The organism is Mycoplana dimorpha (assembly GCF_003046475.1).
Taxonomy (GTDB): domain Bacteria; phylum Pseudomonadota; class Alphaproteobacteria; order Rhizobiales; family Rhizobiaceae; genus Mycoplana; species Mycoplana dimorpha.
In genome coordinates this window covers 130,647-145,864 of the sequence record NZ_PZZZ01000005.1, presented here as the reverse complement: position 1 = coordinate 145,864, position 15,218 = coordinate 130,647, and the positions used below count along the sequence as shown (strand labels likewise).

Here is a 15,218-nt window from a genome sequence, read left to right as displayed (position 1 = left end):
GACAGGCTATTCTTTTCCGTCTATCGTCCGCCGCGATCAGGGACGAGCCGCTTCAAGGGGTTCGGTGCGGCGGACTAAAGCAGGGAAATCATGGCACATATCGGCATCGTTGGCGGCGGCATCATCGGCTGCGCCACAGCGCTTCACCTCCTCGACCGCGGCCACCAGGTAACGATCGTCGAGCGCGACGCAGGCGGCCTGCCGGCGTCTGTCGGCAATGCCGGCCTTCTGGCCATTCCCGGTATCGATCCGATCGCTCGCCCCGGCATGCTGCTCGCCGCACCGCGCTGGCTGCTCGATCCGCTGGGCCCGCTCACCATCCGCTGGAAGGACCTGCCCTCGCTGCTGCCGTGGCTGACGCGCCTGGTGCTGGCGTCCCGGCCGGCCGAGGTGGCGCGGGCACGCCTGGCACTGACCTTCCTGATGAACACCGCTGCCGCCGACCACGCGGCAATGGCGAAGCTGGCCGGCATCAGCGGCCACATCCGCAAGACCGGCGCCCTGAAGATCTTCGACACGCTGGCGGCCCGCGACCGGGCCTTCGCCGGCGAACTGGAGAACGCCCGTCTCCTCGGCGGCTATGAGGTCGAGAAGCTCGACGCGGACGAGGCACGGCGCCGCGTCCCGGCCCTGCAGGGCACGTTTGCCGGCGCCTTCTTCAACGAGGGCTACCAGACCTTCGAGTACCCCCTTACCTTCCTGCGACGGCTGCAGGCGTCGATCCGCGAACGGGCCACCTTCATCGACGCGGCCGTCTCGTCGGTCGCCTGGACCGCCGAGGGCATCTCGGTGCGCACCGAGGCGCAGAACACCCATCTCTTCGACAAGGTCGTGATCGCTGCCGGCATCTGGTCCAAGACCCTCGTCGAGCGCCTCGGCCTGCATGTCCAGCTCGAGACCGAGCGCGGCTACAACACCACCTTCGTCAACCCCTCGGTGACCTTGGAAATGCCGGTGTACTTCGGCGAGCACGGCTTCGTCGCCACCCCATTCGAAAACATGCTGCGCGTCGGCGGCGCCGTCGAGCTGGCTCGTCCCGATGCCGCCGCGAACTATGCCCGCGCCGCCGCGATGCGCAAGAAGATGCGCCGCTACGTGCCCGACCTTCCCGAGCACGGCGGCACCGAATGGATGGGCCGCCGCCCCTCGACGCCGGATTCCCTCCCCGTCATCGGCCTGCATCCTGGCGATCCGCGCATCGCATTCGCCTTCGGCCACGGCCATCTCGGGCTGACGCTTTCGGCCACGACCGGCCGCCACGTCGCCGATCTCTTCGGAGGCAAGGGCGACCCCGAACTCGACGCCTTCTCGATCCGCCGCTTCCAGTAGGCGGCACCTGGAACCGGAAAGCCTGCCCATGCACAAGGTCATATTCGACACCGATCCCGGCATCGACGATGCCATGGCGCTCCTGTTCCTGCACCAGCACCCGGACGTCGACCTGATCGGCATCACCACGGTGTTCGGCAACGCCTCGGTCGAGACGACGACGCGCAATGCGCTGTTCCTCAAGCGCGAATGGAACATTGCCGCGCCCGTCGCCAAGGGCGACGGCAAGGCCTTCAATCCGATGCGCAACCCGACCGACTGGCCGGTGATGATCCACGGCCATGACGGGCTCGGCAACATCGACGTGCCGGAGAAGATCGACCTGCCGCTCGATCCTCGGCCCGCCCACCGCTTCATCATCGACACCGTGCGGGCTAACCCCGGCGAGGTGACGCTGGTCGCCGTCGGCCGCATGTCCAACCTGGCCTTCGCGCTGAAGGAGGCGCCGGAGATCGCTGGCCTGGTCAAGCAGGTGATCATCATGGGCGGCGCCTTCGACGTGCCCGGCAACATCACGCCGGCTGCGGAAGCCAACATTCACGGCGATCCGGAAGCGGCCGACGTGGTGATGACGGCGCCCTGGAAGGTGGTCGTTGTCGGCCTCGACGTGACGATGCAGACGGTGATGACCCGAACGCTGCTCGACGAGATCGTCGAAGCGGGCGGGGCGCGGGCGAAGCTGCTCTCCGACATCTCGCAGCTCTACATCGATTTCTACGGCCGCCATGTCGAGGACGCCATGGTCGTGCACGACAGCTGCGCCTGCGCCTACCTCGTCGCCCCGGAGCTGTTCACCACCCGCAGCGGCGCGATCCGCGTCGTCGCGGGTGGCATCGCCGACGGCCAGACGATCCAGAAGCCGGACGGCCGCGCCTTCCCGCCGGGCAACTGGGACGACTTGCCGAGCCAGCACGCCTGCACCGGCATCAACGCCGACGCCGTGCTGAAGCTGATCGCCGAGACGCTGTCGCGGTCTCCCGCCTGAGATCGGCTAGCGGCGAACGAGTGTCCGCCGCTACCACCCATCCCACCATTTGAGCACCCGCATCGCCCGCAGCGTCACCCATCGCGACGGCTGGCCGGGACCGTCGTCGAGGTCGAACCAGGTGCGTCCTTTCGCCGTCCAGTCGAGCGGCCACGCGCCGTCCGGCGCTCGCCTGGAACGGACGTGTTCGATCGCCTCGCCGAGCCGGGGATCAGGATCGGTGCCGGTCAAGATCGATGCGTACCGAAAGTAGTCGAGCGCGCGAAGGACGTCGTAGCGCCAACGGTTCGGATGCAGGAACGCCAGGAACCGCGCGTCCGCCGGCTCGCCGGTGCTGAGGCGGCGGAAGAGATGGCGCTCGAGGAGATATTCTTCGCCGGCCCGGCGCGCCTCGCGGGTTTGCGGCGTGCCGCCGGTGGCGCGCTCGTATTCCAGCAGCCCCTCCAGGACGTTGATCGTCGTGTGGTAGGACGAACGGATCGAGCCGTTGCACCGCTCGCAGTTCCACCCGCCATCCGCCTGTCGCTCGCCCAGCAGCCGCTCGACGATGGGCGAGACGTCGACGCAGAAATAGGCGCCATCGGCAACCGTGCGGCCGTTGACGCATTCCTCGACCTCGCCTTCCCAGTACGGCTGCCCGCCCTCGTCCCAGCGGCAGTTGGCGCCAACCAGCGCGACGGTTCGCCGAGCACTCTCACTCTGAGGATCGAGGCCGAATTCGCGAAGCTGGGAGAGCGAAAAGAACGTGGCCGTCCAGGGCTGCCCCTGTTCCTCCCAATCGCGCGCCGTGAACCCCGACGGGAGGAAGGTGCCCCCTGCCCATCGCCCGTCCTCGTCCTGATGGGAGAGAAGCCGTGCGCCCCAGCCTTGGGTCTCGACCCTGGCCCGCTCGGCCTTCCAGACCGCTTGGGGAGCATCGAGAAGATCGCGCATCACCTGCCAGCGGATCGCCGGATCGGATGCGAGCAGCCATTCGATCACCGGGACAGGAGCAGTCATGCGCCAAGTCTAACAGTTGACGCCTATTGCCGCCAATTTCCCTCAATCCCCTTCTGCAGGTGTCCGACGTACAGGACGGCAAGGTTGCCGCGAAAACTATTCCGGCCGTTCCGGCAGCCGCCAGTCGATCGCCTGCCGCCCTTTGCTTTCGAGGAAGGCATTCGCCTTGGAGAAGTGCCGGCACCCGAGGAAACCAGCATGCGCGGACAAGGGCGACGGGTGGGGCGCCCGCAGCACCAGATGCCTGTTCTGGTCGACGAAGGCCGCCTTCCGCTGTGCATAGGCACCCCAGAGCATGAAGACGACCGGCTGGTCGCTCTCGTTCACGGTGCGGATCACCGCATCGGTGAAGCGTTCCCAGCCCTGCCCCTGGTGGGACGCGGCGCGGCCCATCTCGACCGTCAGCACGCTGTTGAGCAGCAGCACGCCCTGGCGCGCCCAGTGCTCGAGGAAGCCGTGGCGGGCCGGCGGAATGCCGAGATCGCTCTCGATCTCCTTGTAGATGTTGACGAGCGACGGCGGGATGCGCACGCCGGGCCGCACGCTGAAGCACAGCCCATGCGCCTGCCCCTCGCCGTGATAGGGATCCTGCCCGAGGATGACCACCTTGACCCCGTCGAGCGGCGTCAGGTCGAGCGCGCGAAAATACTCAGCCCCGCGCGGAAATATGCGCTTGCCCTGCTCCTTCTCGCGCAGCAGGAAGGACCTCAACGCCGCCATGTAGGGACTGTCGAACTCTGCCGACAACGGCTGCTTCCAGCTATCCCCGATGCGGACGTCCGAGGCCGTCATGCCGCGCTCCTTGCCTGATACTTTTCCGTCTGGATAGCGCATGGGCGCGACGCCGGGAAGCGGCCAGCACCGGTTTCCGCCGCTGTGCACAGGCGGGTGCCGGATTGGGGCCTCCCGACCCTGCAGTGATTGCCGCTGCGGGGCGCGACAACCTGCGCCGTCAGTCGCCGATCCCCTGCACCGCCAGAAAGCTCTTCATCCGCGTTGCTGCAAGCTCCGGCTTGTCCAGCACGTTGGCGCGGTCAGCGAGGCGGAAGATGTCGGCGTAGTGCAGCAGGCCGCGCGCCGACTGCAGGCCGGCCGGCATGGTGAAGTGAGACTGGTGGCCGTTCAGCCAGGCAAGGAACACGACGCCGGCCTTGTAATACTGCGTCGGCGCCTCGAAGATCTTTCGCGACAGCGGCACCGTCGGCGCGATCACGGTGCGGAAGGTCGAAACGTCGCCGGAGGCTAGCGCGGCAAGCGCCTTTGAGGCCTGCGGCGCCACCGCGTCGAAGATGCCGAGCAGCGCGTGGCTGTATTTTCGCCCGTCGCCCTCGATCAGTTCGGCATAATTGAAATCGTCGCCGGTGAAGCAGAGCACGCCCTCCGGCAGCCGCTCCCGCAGCGCCACCTCCTTGGCGTTGTCGAGCAGCGAGATCTTGATGCCCTCGACCTTGCCCCGGTTTTCCTCGATGATCGACAGCACCGTTTCCAGCGCCCTCTCGAAATCGCCCGATCCCCAGTAGCCCGCAAGCTGCGCATCGAACATGTCGCCGAGCCAGTGCAGCACGACCTTGTCCTTCGCCTGGCCGAGGATGCGGCCATAGACCTTGCGATAGTCGTCCGGCGAGGTCGCCACCCGCGCCAGCGCCCGGCTCGCCATCATGATCGCCCGGCCGCCGTGCTTTTCGACGAAGTCGACCTGCTCCTCATAGGCGGCGATCACGTCGTCGAGCGAGCGCGCATCGGCCGGCGAAAGATGGTCGGTGCCCGCCCCGCAGGCGAGATCGGCGCCCGGCACCGTGCGCGCCTCGGCAAGCGAGCGGCGGATCAGCTCCTGCGCGCCGGCCCAGTTCAGCCCCATGCCGCGCTGGGCCGTGTCCATCGCCTCGGCGATGCGGAAGCCGAGCGACCAGAGGTGATGGCGGAACGCCATCGTCGCGTCCCAGTCGATCGCCGGCTCGTCCCACGGGCGCGTCTCCCGCCACGGATCAGACACCACATGGGCGGCCGCATAGGCGATGCGGTTGAAGGCCGGCGGGCTTGCGGGTCGCGCGACCGGCGCGCCGGTAAGCGCATAATGTTCGAGCGTACCATCCGCCTTCGGAAGCATGACTGTCGGCATGAGACCCTCCTCCACTGATTTTGATCGTCAGTAATTTAGATCGTTCCAAATTTCAAGCCTGGTTTTCAGACGACGATCGCCAGCGGCCAGGACCATCCGCCACAGCCACCCCGGGCGGCTACGGCCATCCGAAGCCCTCATCCGCTCACCGCTGCGGCCTGCCGCCGAAGCCTCCCGCCTCTTCTGCCCCACGCTCCCGGCTATCTCTGCCCTTTGGAAGGCCACACCATAAGGCCTTGCAAACGCGCAAGGATAGAGAGTGAGAGCAGCACGGGTCACAAAAGAAGGCGCAGCCGCGCAGGCGGTGGTCGCCAAGAAGCCATGGCCGACAAATCCGCCGCAATCTCGGCGCTACCACGATGTTGACGATCGGCGCCCATAGTGGGCCAAAGCATTCCCCCATCAGATTCCCCATCAGCGCCGCTTGACTCGTTTGGAACGATCCAATAAATCTTCCTGTAGAAAGCGGCTGGAGAGCGCCGCGAGGAGGAACTCGTGACCAGGAGCCGGGTAACCGTCATCGACATTGCGCGCGCCGCCGGCGTGTCGAAGTCGACCGTCTCGCTCGTCCTGCAGGCAAGCCCGCTCGTCAACGAGCAGACCCGCGCCAAGGTCAACGCCGCCATCCGCGAGCTCGGCTATGTCTATAACCGCGGTGCCGCCAACCTGCGCCAGACGGCGTCATCGAAGATCGTCGGCATCGTCGTCAACGACCTCACCAACTCCTTCTTCGCCGAACTTGCCGTCGGCATGGACATGGTCATGCAGTCGGCTGGCTTCGTGCAGTTCCTGGCCAACACCGGCGAGAGCCTCGACCGCCAGCGCGAGGTGATCGCCTCGATGCACGAGCACGGCATCTCCGGGCTGATCATCTCGCCGGCCCGCGGCACCGAGGCCGCCGACTTCAAGCCGCTGACGGCGGCTGGCATTCCGGTCGTCATCGTCGTGCGCAACATCGCCGGTGCCAAGGTATCATCGCTGCTGTCCGACAACTATGCCGGTGCGCGCGAGGCGACGGAGCACCTTCTGTCGCTCGGCCACCGCCGCATCGCCTTTCTCGGCGGCTTCTCCGACACCACCGTCGCTCTCGAACGCGTCCACGGTTACCGGGATGCGCTCGTGCAGGCGGGCATCGCAGCCGACGACGCGCTGATCGTCAATTCGGCCCCCTCGCGCGCCGGCGGCGTCGCGGCCGTCGAGCGCGCCATGCTGCTTGCCGAGCCGCCGACCGCGGCGCTGTGCTTCAACGATGCGGTCGCCTTCGGCGTCTGCGACGGCCTGCGCGCCCGCGGCGTCGAGCCCGGCCGTGATTTCGGCGTGGTCGGCTTCGACGGCGTGATCGAGGCGCAGGCCGCGGTGCCGGCGCTGACGACGGTCTCCGTCGATCCGCAGGGCATGGGCCGGCGGGCGGCGCAGATGCTGCTGAAGCAGATCAATTCCGGCCGGGTGGAGGCCGAGGCGATGGTGACCTCGGTGCGGCTGGCGGTGCGCCAGAGCTGCGGCGCGGCGATGAAGGACATGGGACGGAGGAATACGGCATGACGCGATGGGGACTGATCGGTGCGAGCACGATCGCGCATGAATGGGTGATCGATGCGATCCGCGCCACCGGCGGCGAGATCGTCTCGGTCATGAGCACGAGTGCCGAGCGCGGCCAGAAATACGCCGCCGACCACGGCATCGGCAAATCCGTCACGACTACCGCCGATCTCGTCGGCGATCCGCAGGTCGACGCCGTCTACATCTCCACGACCAACGAAATGCACCGCGACCAGGCGATCGCCGCCGCCCGTGCCGGCAAGCACATCCTGTGCGAAAAGCCGCTGGCCACCTCGCTGAGCGATGCGCGGGCGATGGTCAAGGCGGCAGAAGACGCCGGCGTCGTCATGGCGACGAACCACCACCTGCGCAACGCCGCGACCCACCGCGCCATGCGTGATGCGATCGCGGCGGGCCGCATCGGCAAGCCGCTCTCGGCTCGCGTCTTCCACGCCGTCTACCTGCCGCCGCACCTGCAGGGCTGGCGTCTGGAGCGGCCGGACGCCGGCGGCGGCGTCATCCTCGACATCACCGTGCACGACACCGACACGCTGCGCTTCATCCTCGGCGACGACCCGGTCGAGGCGATCGCCTTCTCGCAGATGGGCGGCATGGGCAAGGCGGGGCTGGAGGACGCGGTGATGGGCGTGCTGCGCTTCAAGTCCGGCGTCATCGCCCAGTTCCATGACGGCTTCACCACCAGATTTGCCGAGACCGGCCTCGAGGTGCACGGCACCGAGGGTTCGCTGATCGGCCGCAACGTCATGACCCAGCGCGCGGTCGGCACCGTGACGCTGCGCGATGCCGAAGGCGAGCACGACCTGCCGCTCGACCATCGCAATCTCTACGAGACGGCGCTTTCTGCCTTCCATGCGGCCATCGCCGGCAAGGGCAGGCCGTCCGCCACCGGCGAGGACGGGATCTGGTCGCTGGCGACCGGCCTTGCCGTCGTCGAGGCGGCGCAGACTGGCAGGACCGTCAAAATCGAACCCGGACTTTGAGCAATATGATGAGGAAGCACATTTCCGCGGCCGAAGCGGCCAACCTGATCCCCGACGGCGCCATCGTCTCGGTCTCGTCGTCGTCCGGCCTCGGCTGCCCGGACCTGATGCTGAAGGCGATCGGCGAGCGCTTCGAGACGACGGGACACCCGAAGAACATCACCACCCTGCACCCGATCGCTGCCGGCGACATGAGCGGCATCAAGGGCGTCGATTACATTGCCCGGAAGGGGTTGCTGGCAAAGATCATCGGCGGCTCCTATCCGTCCGGCCCCTCCTCCGCCGAGCCGCCGCTGATCTGGCAGATGATCACCGGCAACGAGATCCCGGCCTACAACATCCCCTCCGGCATCCTGTTCGACATGCATCGCGAGGCGGCCGCCAAGCGCCCCGGCGTCCTCACCAAGGTCGGCCTCGACACCTTTGTCGATCCGGCCCGGCAAGGCTGCGCGATGAACGACAAGGCCGCCGCCGAGCCGGTCGTCAAGAAGATCGAGTTCGAGGGCGAGGAGTGGCTCTACTTCCCGGCGATCCGGCCGCAGGTGGCGATCATCCGCGCCACCACCGCCGACGAGCGCGGCAACCTCACCTATGAGCACGAGGGCGCCTATCTCGGCGGCCTCGACCAGGCGCTCGCCGCCCGCAACAACGGCGGCATCGTCATCGCCCAGGTCAAGCGCATCACCAAGGCCGGCTCGCTGCGCCCCCACGACGTGCGCGTGCCGGGCATGCTGGTCGACTACGTGATTGTCGACCCCGACCAGAAGCAGACGACCCAGACCCTCTACGACCCGGCGATCTCCGGCGAGATCATCCGTCCGCTCGATACGTTCCGCGTCCCTGAGTTCAATATCCAGAAGGTCATCGCACGCCGCGTCGCGCAGGAACTCGAGGCCGGAAGCTGCGTCAATCTCGGCTTCGGCATTTCGGCCAACGTGCCGCGCATCCTGCTCGAAGAAGGCCTGCATGGCGCCGTCACCTGGGTGATCGAACAGGGTGCCGTCGGCGGCGTGCCGCTCTTGGATTTCGCCTTCGGCTGCGCCTCGAATGCCGACGCCTTCATGCCGTCGCCCTACCAGTTCACCTATTTCCAGGGCGCCGGCTTCGACGCCTCGCTGCTCTCCTTCCTCGAGATCGGCCGCGACGGTTCCGTCAACGTCTCCAAGCTGTCGTTCCGCCCGCATGTGACGGCCGGCGCCGGCGGCTTCGTCGACATCACGGCGAGGGCGAAAAAGATCGTCTTCTCCGGCATGTTCAATGCGGGTGCCAAGCTCGGCATCGCGGACAGCAAGCTCGTTATCGAGAAGGAGGGCAAGCTGAAGAAGCTGGTGAACGAGGTCGAGCACGTCACCTTCTCCGGCCGCCGCGCCATCGAGCAGGGCCAGGACATCACCTATGTCACCGAGCGCTGCGTGATGAAGCTGACGCCCAGGGGCATCGTGCTGACCGAGATCGCCCCCGGCGTCGACCTCCAGACCCATATCCTCGACCAGTCGGAATTCCCGCTGATCGTTTCCGACGAACTGAAGACGATGGATGCCGCCCTGTTCCACGAGGCGCCGCTGGGGCTGCAACTGCCGGCCAGGGCCACGCGACGGATTGCAGGAGGCGAACGTGGCTGACGAGCGCATCCGCATCACGATCGACGGCCCGATCGCCACGCTGACCGTGGCGCGGCCGGAAAAGCTGAACGCCTTCGACATCGACATGCTGAAGGAACTGGCCGCCGCCTGCGACGCGATCGAGGCGAATACCGCCGTCCGCGTCGCCATCCTCACCGGCGAGGGCAAGGCCTTCTCCGCCGGCGGCGATATCCGCGCCTGGGCCGGCATGGAGCCGAACGAGTTCGGCCACGCCTGGGTCCGCTTCGGCCACCGCGTCTTCGAACGGCTGGCGACGCTCCGCATGCCGCTGGTCGCCGCGATCAACGGCCATGCACTCGGCGGCGGGCTGGAGCTTGCCGCCGCCGCCGACATCCGCATCGCCGAAAGCCAGGTAAAGATCGGCCTGCCGGAAGCGGGGCTGGGCATGGTGCCCGGCTGGTCCGGCACGCAGCGGCTGGTGAAACGTTTTGGCGCGCAGGCCGTGCGCCGCATGCTGCTCGGCGGCGAGGTGCTGACGGCCGCGGAGGCAGCGAGCCTCGGCGTCGTCGACCAGATCGTGGAGACCGGCACGTCGGTTCAGGCGGCGCAGGACTACGCCGCCCGCATCGCCGCGCGCGGTCCGGCCGCGACCGAAATCTCGAAACTGATGATCGCCGTCGCCAACGGCGAGGACAACGGCAGCGCGGTGGAAGCCCTCGGCTCCATCCTCGTCGCCAAGACCGGGGACCTGAAGGAAGGCGTCGCCGCCTTCACCGGAAAACGCCCCGCCGAATTCAAGGGAGAATGGTGATGACGGTCACGGTGCAGCCCAGGGCACTTACGGACTACAAGACGCGCGACTTCCGCATGCTGGTCGATGGCAGCTGGGTCGAGAGCGAAGGCGGCAGCACGCTGGAGCGCGTCGCCCCCGGCCACGGCGTCACCGTCAGCCGCTACCAGGCCGGCACCAGGCGCGATGCCGAACGCGCCATCGCCGCCGCCCGCCGCGCCTTCGACGACGGTCGCTGGCCGAACATGACCGGCGCGGAACGCTCCAACCTCCTGCTCAAGGCCGCCGACCTGATCGCCGCGCGCGCCGATGAACTCGCCTATCTCGACGCCATCGAATCCGGCAAACCGATCAGCCAGGCCAAGGCCGAACTCGGCGGCGCCGTCGACATCTGGCGCTATGCCGCGGCCCTTGCCCGCGACCTGCACGGCGAAAGCTACAACACGCTTGGCCAGGGCACGCTCGGCGTCGTGCTGCGCGAGGCGATCGGCGTCGTCTCGATCATCACGCCGTGGAACTTCCCCTTCCTGATCGTCAGCCAGAAGCTGCCCTTTGCGCTCGCCGCCGGCTGCACGACCGTCGTCAAGCCGTCGGAACTGACCTCCGGCTCGACGCTGGTGCTCGGCGAGATCCTCCTTGAGGCCGGCGTACCCGCGGGCGTCGTCAACATCGTCACCGGCACCGGCCCCGAGGTCGGCAGCATGATGGCGACGCATCCGGGCGTCGACATGGTCTCCTTCACCGGCTCGACCGGCGTCGGCCGCCTGACGATGGCGAACGCCGCGCAGACGCTGAAGAAGGTCTCGCTGGAGCTCGGCGGCAAGAATCCGCAGATCGTCTTCCCCGACGCCAACCTCGACGAATTCGTCGACGCCGCCGTGTTCGGCGCCTACTTCAACGCCGGCGAATGCTGCAACGCCGGCTCGCGGCTGATCCTGCACCGCGACATCGCCGACGAGGTGACCGCCCGCATCGCCGAGCTGTCGAAGAAGGTGAAGGTCGGCGACCCGCTCGACCCGACGACGCAGGTCGGCGCGATAATCACCCCGCAGCACCTGGAAAAGATCGCCGGCTACGTATCCGGCGCCCGGGAATCCGGCGCTGGCATTGCGCTTGGCGGCGAAGCCCTTGATCTCGGCCTCGGCCAGTTCATGGCGCCGACGATCCTCTCCGGCGTCAAGCCGGACATGGCCGTGGCGCGCGAGGAAGTGTTCGGCCCGGTTCTCTCCGTCCTGACCTTCGAGACGACCGAGGAAGCGATCCGCATCGCCAATTCCATCGACTACGGCCTTTCGGCCGGCGTCTGGAGCCGCGATTTCGACACCTGCCTGACGATCGGCCGTCGGGTGCGCGCCGGCACCATCTGGATGAACACCTTCATGGACGGCGCCTCCGAACTGCCCTTCGGCGGCTACAAGCAGTCGGGCCTCGGACGCGAGCTCGGACGGCATGCGGTGGAGGACTACACCGAGACCAAGACGCTCAACATGCACATCGGCGCCCGCACCAACTGGTGGATGCCGAGGTAAGAGCTTCAATCGATTTAGAATACCGGTGGGAGCCGCTTGACGTAACGACAGCGCTCCCATCTAAATCAACCCGACGCTGCCCAGGGCGGCGGAGGCTGGAGACCGCGGGAGCAAGAAGCCCCGCGGGAGCAACTTGCAAACGGGAGGAAAACGATGCGCAAGTTTGTAACGACGACCGCGATTGCCGCGGTGATGATGACGCTCGGCGGCGGCGTTTCGGCGCGCGCTGCGGAGAACGTCGAAGTGCTGCACTGGTGGACGTCCGGCGGCGAGGCTGCGGCGCTCGACGTGCTCAAGAAGGACCTCGAGTCCAAGGGCATCAGCTGGACCGACATGCCGGTCGCAGGCGGCGGCGGCACCGAGGCCATGACCGTGCTGCGCGCCCGCGTTACCGCCGGCAACGCACCGACCGCCGTGCAGATGCTCGGCTTCGACATCCTCGACTGGGCCAAGGAAGGCGCGCTCGGCAACCTCGACGAGGTCGCCGCCAAGGAGGGCTGGGACAAGGTCATCCCCGGCGCGCTGCAGCAGTTCTCCAAGTATGACGGCCACTGGATCGCCGCCCCCGTCAACGTCCACTCCACCAACTGGGTGTGGATCAACAAGGCCGCTCTCGACAAGGCCGGCGGCAAGGAGCCGCAGAACTGGGACGAGCTCGTCGCGCTGCTCGACAACTTCAAGGCCCAGGGCATCACCCCGATCGCCCATGGCGGCCAGCCCTGGCAGGATGCGACGATCTTCGACGCCGTCGTGCTCTCGCTCGGCAACGACTTCTACAAGAAGGCCTTCATCGATCTCGATTCCGAAGCGCTCGGCGGTGACCAGATGAAGGAAGCCTTCGACCGCATGACGAAGCTGCGCTCCTACGTCGACGACAACTTCTCCGGCCGCGACTGGAACCTGGCCTCGGCCATGGTCATCGAGGACAAGGCCGGCCTGCAGTTCATGGGCGACTGGGCGAAGGGCGAGTTCCTGAAGGCCGGCAAGAAGCCGGGTACCGACTTCGTCTGCATGCGCTTCCCCGGCACGCAAGGCTCGGTCACCTTCAACTCCGACCAGTTCGCGATGTTCAAGGTCTCCGAGGACAAGGTCCCCGCCCAGCTCGAGATGGCGTCCGCGATCGAGAGCCCGGCCTTCCAGTCGGCGTTCAACGTCGTCAAGGGCTCGGTCCCGGCCCGCACCGACGTGCCGGACACCGCCTTCGACGATTGCGGCAAGAAGGGCATCAAGGACCTCGCCGAAGCCAACGCCAACGGCACGCTCTACGGCTCGATGGCGCATGGCCACGCCAACCCGGCCGCCGTCAAGAACGCGATCTACGACGTCGTGACGCGCCAGTTCAACGGCGAGCTCTCCTCCGAGGAAGCCACGAAGGAACTGGTCGCAGCCGTCGAAGGCGCGAAGTAAGCGGGGATTGAGGGGCCAGCCCCTCATCCGCCTGCCGGCGCCTCTCCCCTCAACCGGGGAGCAGGAGATCCGGCCGCACTGCCCGGTCCCCTTTCCCCGCTTGCGGGGAGAGGGTCAGGGTGAGGGGCGTCCGCCTCTGAACCGCAAACCGCACAAACACGGTGGTAACGACCATGGATAGCCGCGCCCGGCTGCAGGAGCTTCTGCCGAAGCTCGTGCTCGCCCCCAGCTTCCTCATAGTCCTGGTGTTCGTCTACGGCTTCATCGCCTATACGGGCCTCCTGTCGCTGACCGACAGCAAGATGCTGCCGTCCTACAATTTCGTGGGCCTGCAGAACTACGTCCGGCTCTGGTCGTTGCCGCACTGGTGGCGGGCGATCTCCAACCTCGCGATCTTCGCCTCGCTCTACATCGTCATCTGCAGCGTGCTCGGCCTGGGTCTGGCGATCCTGCTCGACCAGCGCATCCGCATCGAAGGCGTGCTGCGGCCGATCTATCTCTACCCGATGGCGCTCTCCTTCATCGTCACCGGCACCGCCTGGAAATGGTTCCTCGATCCCGGCATTGGCCTCGAGAACACCATGCATCTCTGGGGCTGGGAGAGTTTTTCCTTCAACTGGATCAAGGACCGCAACTACGCGATCTACTGCGTCGTCATCGCCGCCGTCTGGCAATCCTCCGGCTTCGTCATGGCGATGTTCCTGGCGGGGCTCCGTGGCGTCGACAACGAGATCATCAAGGCCGCCCAGATCGACGGCGCCACGACGATGACCGTCTATCGCCGCATCATCATCCCGCTGATGCGCCCGGTCTTCCTGTCCGCCTTTGTCGTGCTCGCGCACCTGGCGATCAAGGCCTACGACCTGATCATCGCCCTGACCGGCGGCGGCCCGGGACAGGCGACCGAACTGCCGGCGACCTTCATGTATTCCTACACCTTCACCCGCAACCAGATGGGGATCGGCGCCTCGTCGGCGATCATCATGCTGATCATGATCTTTTCGATCATCGTTCCCTATCTCTATGCCGAAATCCGGGGAGGCAAAGGCCGATGAGTGCTGCAAGCTCCGACAACGTCATCAGCCATGGCCGCCTGACGCGCGCGTTGCTCTATGCTGCGCTGCTGGTCTTTGCCTTCTACTACCTGCTGCCGCTTTACGTGATGGTGGTCAACTCGCTGAAGCCGCTCGAGGAAATCCGCCAGGGCGGCATGCTGAACCTGCCGCAGACCTGGACGATCGAACCCTGGCTGTCGGCCTGGTCGACCGCGCAGATCGGCGTGCAGCCGACCGGCCTGCGCCCGTTCTTCATCAACTCGATCCTGATGGTGGTCCCCGCGGTGGCGATCTCCACCATTGTCGGGGCGCTGAACGGCTACGTGCTGACGAAGTGGCAGTTCCGCGGCTCCAATATCTTCTTCGGCATGCTGCTTCTGTCCTGCTTCATCCCGTTCCAGATCGTGCTGATCCCGATGGCCCGCATCCTCGGCCTGTTCGGCCTGGCCGGCACGATCTGGGGGCTGATCCTGGTGCACGTCGTCTACGGCATCGGCTTCACGACGCTCTATTTCCGCAACTACTACGAGGCGTTTCCGACCGAACTGGTGCGCGCCGCCCAGATCGACGGCGCAAGCTTCTTCCAGATCTTCCGCCGCATCCTGCTGCCGTCCTCCGGGCCGATCATCGTCGTCTCGGTTATCTGGCAGTTCACCAACATCTGGAACGACTTCCTGTTCGGCGCCTCCTTCTCCGGCCCCTACTCGACGCCGATGACGGTGGCGCTCAACAACCTCGTCTCGTCGTCGACCGGCGTGAAGGAATACAACGTCCACTTCGCGGGCGCGATCCTCGCAGCCCTCCCCACCCTCATCGTCTACATCGTCTCCGGCCGCTACTTCGTCCGCGGCCTGATGTCCGGCGCCGTGAAAGGATGACCGC

The 15,218-nt window shown here is 66.7% G+C and carries 13 protein-coding genes; 10 read left to right on the top strand and 3 right to left on the bottom strand.

Annotation, left to right across the window (positions count from 1 at the left end):
- Positions 1–90 precede the first annotated feature (90 nt).
- Both C7449_RS13595 and C7449_RS13590 read left to right on the top strand, forming a co-directional pair.
- The gene (locus C7449_RS13595) at positions 91–1,329 is read left to right on the top strand and encodes an NAD(P)/FAD-dependent oxidoreductase (protein WP_108003350.1); all 1,239 of its coding nucleotides are present in this window, start codon (positions 91–93) and stop codon (positions 1,327–1,329) included.
- Positions 1,330–1,357: 28 nt separating this feature from the next.
- A complete protein-coding gene (locus tag C7449_RS13590; RefSeq protein ID WP_108003349.1) occupies positions 1,358–2,314 on the top strand; it encodes a nucleoside hydrolase in 957 nt (318 codons plus the stop codon).
- A gap of 30 nt (positions 2,315–2,344) precedes the next feature.
- On the opposite strand, the gene C7449_RS13585 is transcribed toward C7449_RS13590, so the two are convergent.
- The 3 genes from C7449_RS13585 to C7449_RS13575 form a co-directional block, all read right to left on the bottom strand.
- Positions 2,345–3,313 (bottom strand): squalene cyclase, encoded by a 969-nt coding sequence (locus C7449_RS13585; RefSeq protein ID WP_108003348.1) that lies wholly within the window; start codon positions 3,311–3,313, stop codon positions 2,345–2,347.
- Positions 3,314–3,409: 96 nt separating this feature from the next.
- Positions 3,410–4,105 carry a uracil-DNA glycosylase gene (ung, locus tag C7449_RS13580; RefSeq protein ID WP_108003347.1) on the bottom strand — a complete coding sequence of 232 codons (696 nt, stop codon included), beginning with the start codon at positions 4,103–4,105 and terminating at the stop codon, positions 3,410–3,412.
- A 160-nt stretch (positions 4,106–4,265) separates the two neighbouring features.
- Complete coding sequence (locus tag C7449_RS13575; protein ID WP_108003346.1) at positions 4,266–5,432, bottom strand: dihydrodipicolinate synthase family protein; 1,167 nt, start codon at positions 5,430–5,432, stop codon at positions 4,266–4,268.
- Positions 5,433–5,927: 495 nt separating this feature from the next.
- On the opposite strand from C7449_RS13575, the gene C7449_RS13570 reads away from it, so the two are divergent.
- The 8 genes from C7449_RS13570 to C7449_RS13535 all read left to right on the top strand — a co-directional run bounded on the left by C7449_RS13570 (position 5,928) and on the right by C7449_RS13535 (position 15,214).
- Positions 5,928–6,974, top strand: coding sequence for a LacI family DNA-binding transcriptional regulator (locus tag C7449_RS13570; RefSeq protein WP_108003345.1), 1,047 nt, complete (start codon positions 5,928–5,930; stop codon positions 6,972–6,974).
- Positions 6,971–7,972 carry a Gfo/Idh/MocA family protein gene (locus C7449_RS13565; RefSeq protein WP_108003344.1) on the top strand — a complete coding sequence of 334 codons (1,002 nt, stop codon included), beginning with the start codon at positions 6,971–6,973 and terminating at the stop codon, positions 7,970–7,972. The genes C7449_RS13570 and C7449_RS13565 overlap by 4 nt, the downstream gene beginning before the upstream one ends.
- An 8-nt stretch (positions 7,973–7,980) precedes the next feature.
- Complete coding sequence (locus C7449_RS13560) at positions 7,981–9,594, top strand: acyl CoA:acetate/3-ketoacid CoA transferase (protein WP_108003343.1); 1,614 nt, start codon at positions 7,981–7,983, stop codon at positions 9,592–9,594.
- On the top strand, positions 9,587–10,366 hold the full coding sequence (locus C7449_RS13555) for an enoyl-CoA hydratase/isomerase family protein (protein ID WP_108003342.1): 780 nt from the start codon (positions 9,587–9,589) through the stop codon (positions 10,364–10,366). The genes C7449_RS13560 and C7449_RS13555 overlap by 8 nt, the downstream gene beginning before the upstream one ends.
- On the top strand, positions 10,366–11,874 hold the full coding sequence (locus C7449_RS13550; RefSeq protein ID WP_108003648.1) for an aldehyde dehydrogenase family protein: 1,509 nt from the start codon (positions 10,366–10,368) through the stop codon (positions 11,872–11,874). Before C7449_RS13555 ends, C7449_RS13550 begins: the two co-directional genes overlap by 1 nt.
- A 192-nt stretch (positions 11,875–12,066) precedes the next feature.
- Positions 12,067–13,281, top strand: coding sequence for an ABC transporter substrate-binding protein (locus C7449_RS13545; protein WP_245414394.1), 1,215 nt, complete (start codon positions 12,067–12,069; stop codon positions 13,279–13,281).
- 173 nt (positions 13,282–13,454) lie between these two features.
- The gene (locus C7449_RS13540) at positions 13,455–14,336 is read left to right on the top strand and encodes a carbohydrate ABC transporter permease (RefSeq protein ID WP_108003340.1); all 882 of its coding nucleotides are present in this window, start codon (positions 13,455–13,457) and stop codon (positions 14,334–14,336) included.
- Complete coding sequence (locus C7449_RS13535) at positions 14,333–15,214, top strand: carbohydrate ABC transporter permease (protein WP_108003339.1); 882 nt, start codon at positions 14,333–14,335, stop codon at positions 15,212–15,214. The genes C7449_RS13540 and C7449_RS13535 overlap by 4 nt, the downstream gene beginning before the upstream one ends.
- The last annotated feature ends 4 nt before the right edge of the window (positions 15,215–15,218 follow it).

Coding starts and splice junctions, on each gene's coding strand:
- ung (WP_108003347.1), bottom strand. CDS start 4,105: ATGACGGCCTCGGACGTCCGCATCGGGGATAGCTGGAAGCAGCCGTTG.
- C7449_RS13595 (WP_108003350.1), top strand. CDS start 91: ATGGCACATATCGGCATCGTTGGCGGCGGCATCATCGGCTGCGCCACA.
- C7449_RS13575 (WP_108003346.1), bottom strand. CDS start 5,432: ATGCCGACAGTCATGCTTCCGAAGGCGGATGGTACGCTCGAACATTAT.
- C7449_RS13560 (WP_108003343.1), top strand. CDS start 7,981: ATGAGGAAGCACATTTCCGCGGCCGAAGCGGCCAACCTGATCCCCGAC.
- C7449_RS13540 (WP_108003340.1), top strand. CDS start 13,455: ATGGATAGCCGCGCCCGGCTGCAGGAGCTTCTGCCGAAGCTCGTGCTC.
- C7449_RS13590 (WP_108003349.1), top strand. CDS start 1,358: ATGCACAAGGTCATATTCGACACCGATCCCGGCATCGACGATGCCATG.
- C7449_RS13565 (WP_108003344.1), top strand. CDS start 6,971: ATGACGCGATGGGGACTGATCGGTGCGAGCACGATCGCGCATGAATGG.
- C7449_RS13535 (WP_108003339.1), top strand. CDS start 14,333: ATGAGTGCTGCAAGCTCCGACAACGTCATCAGCCATGGCCGCCTGACG.
- C7449_RS13550 (WP_108003648.1), top strand. CDS start 10,366: ATGACGGTCACGGTGCAGCCCAGGGCACTTACGGACTACAAGACGCGC.
- C7449_RS13585 (WP_108003348.1), bottom strand. CDS start 3,313: ATGACTGCTCCTGTCCCGGTGATCGAATGGCTGCTCGCATCCGATCCG.
- C7449_RS13545 (WP_245414394.1), top strand. CDS start 12,067: ATGATGACGCTCGGCGGCGGCGTTTCGGCGCGCGCTGCGGAGAACGTC.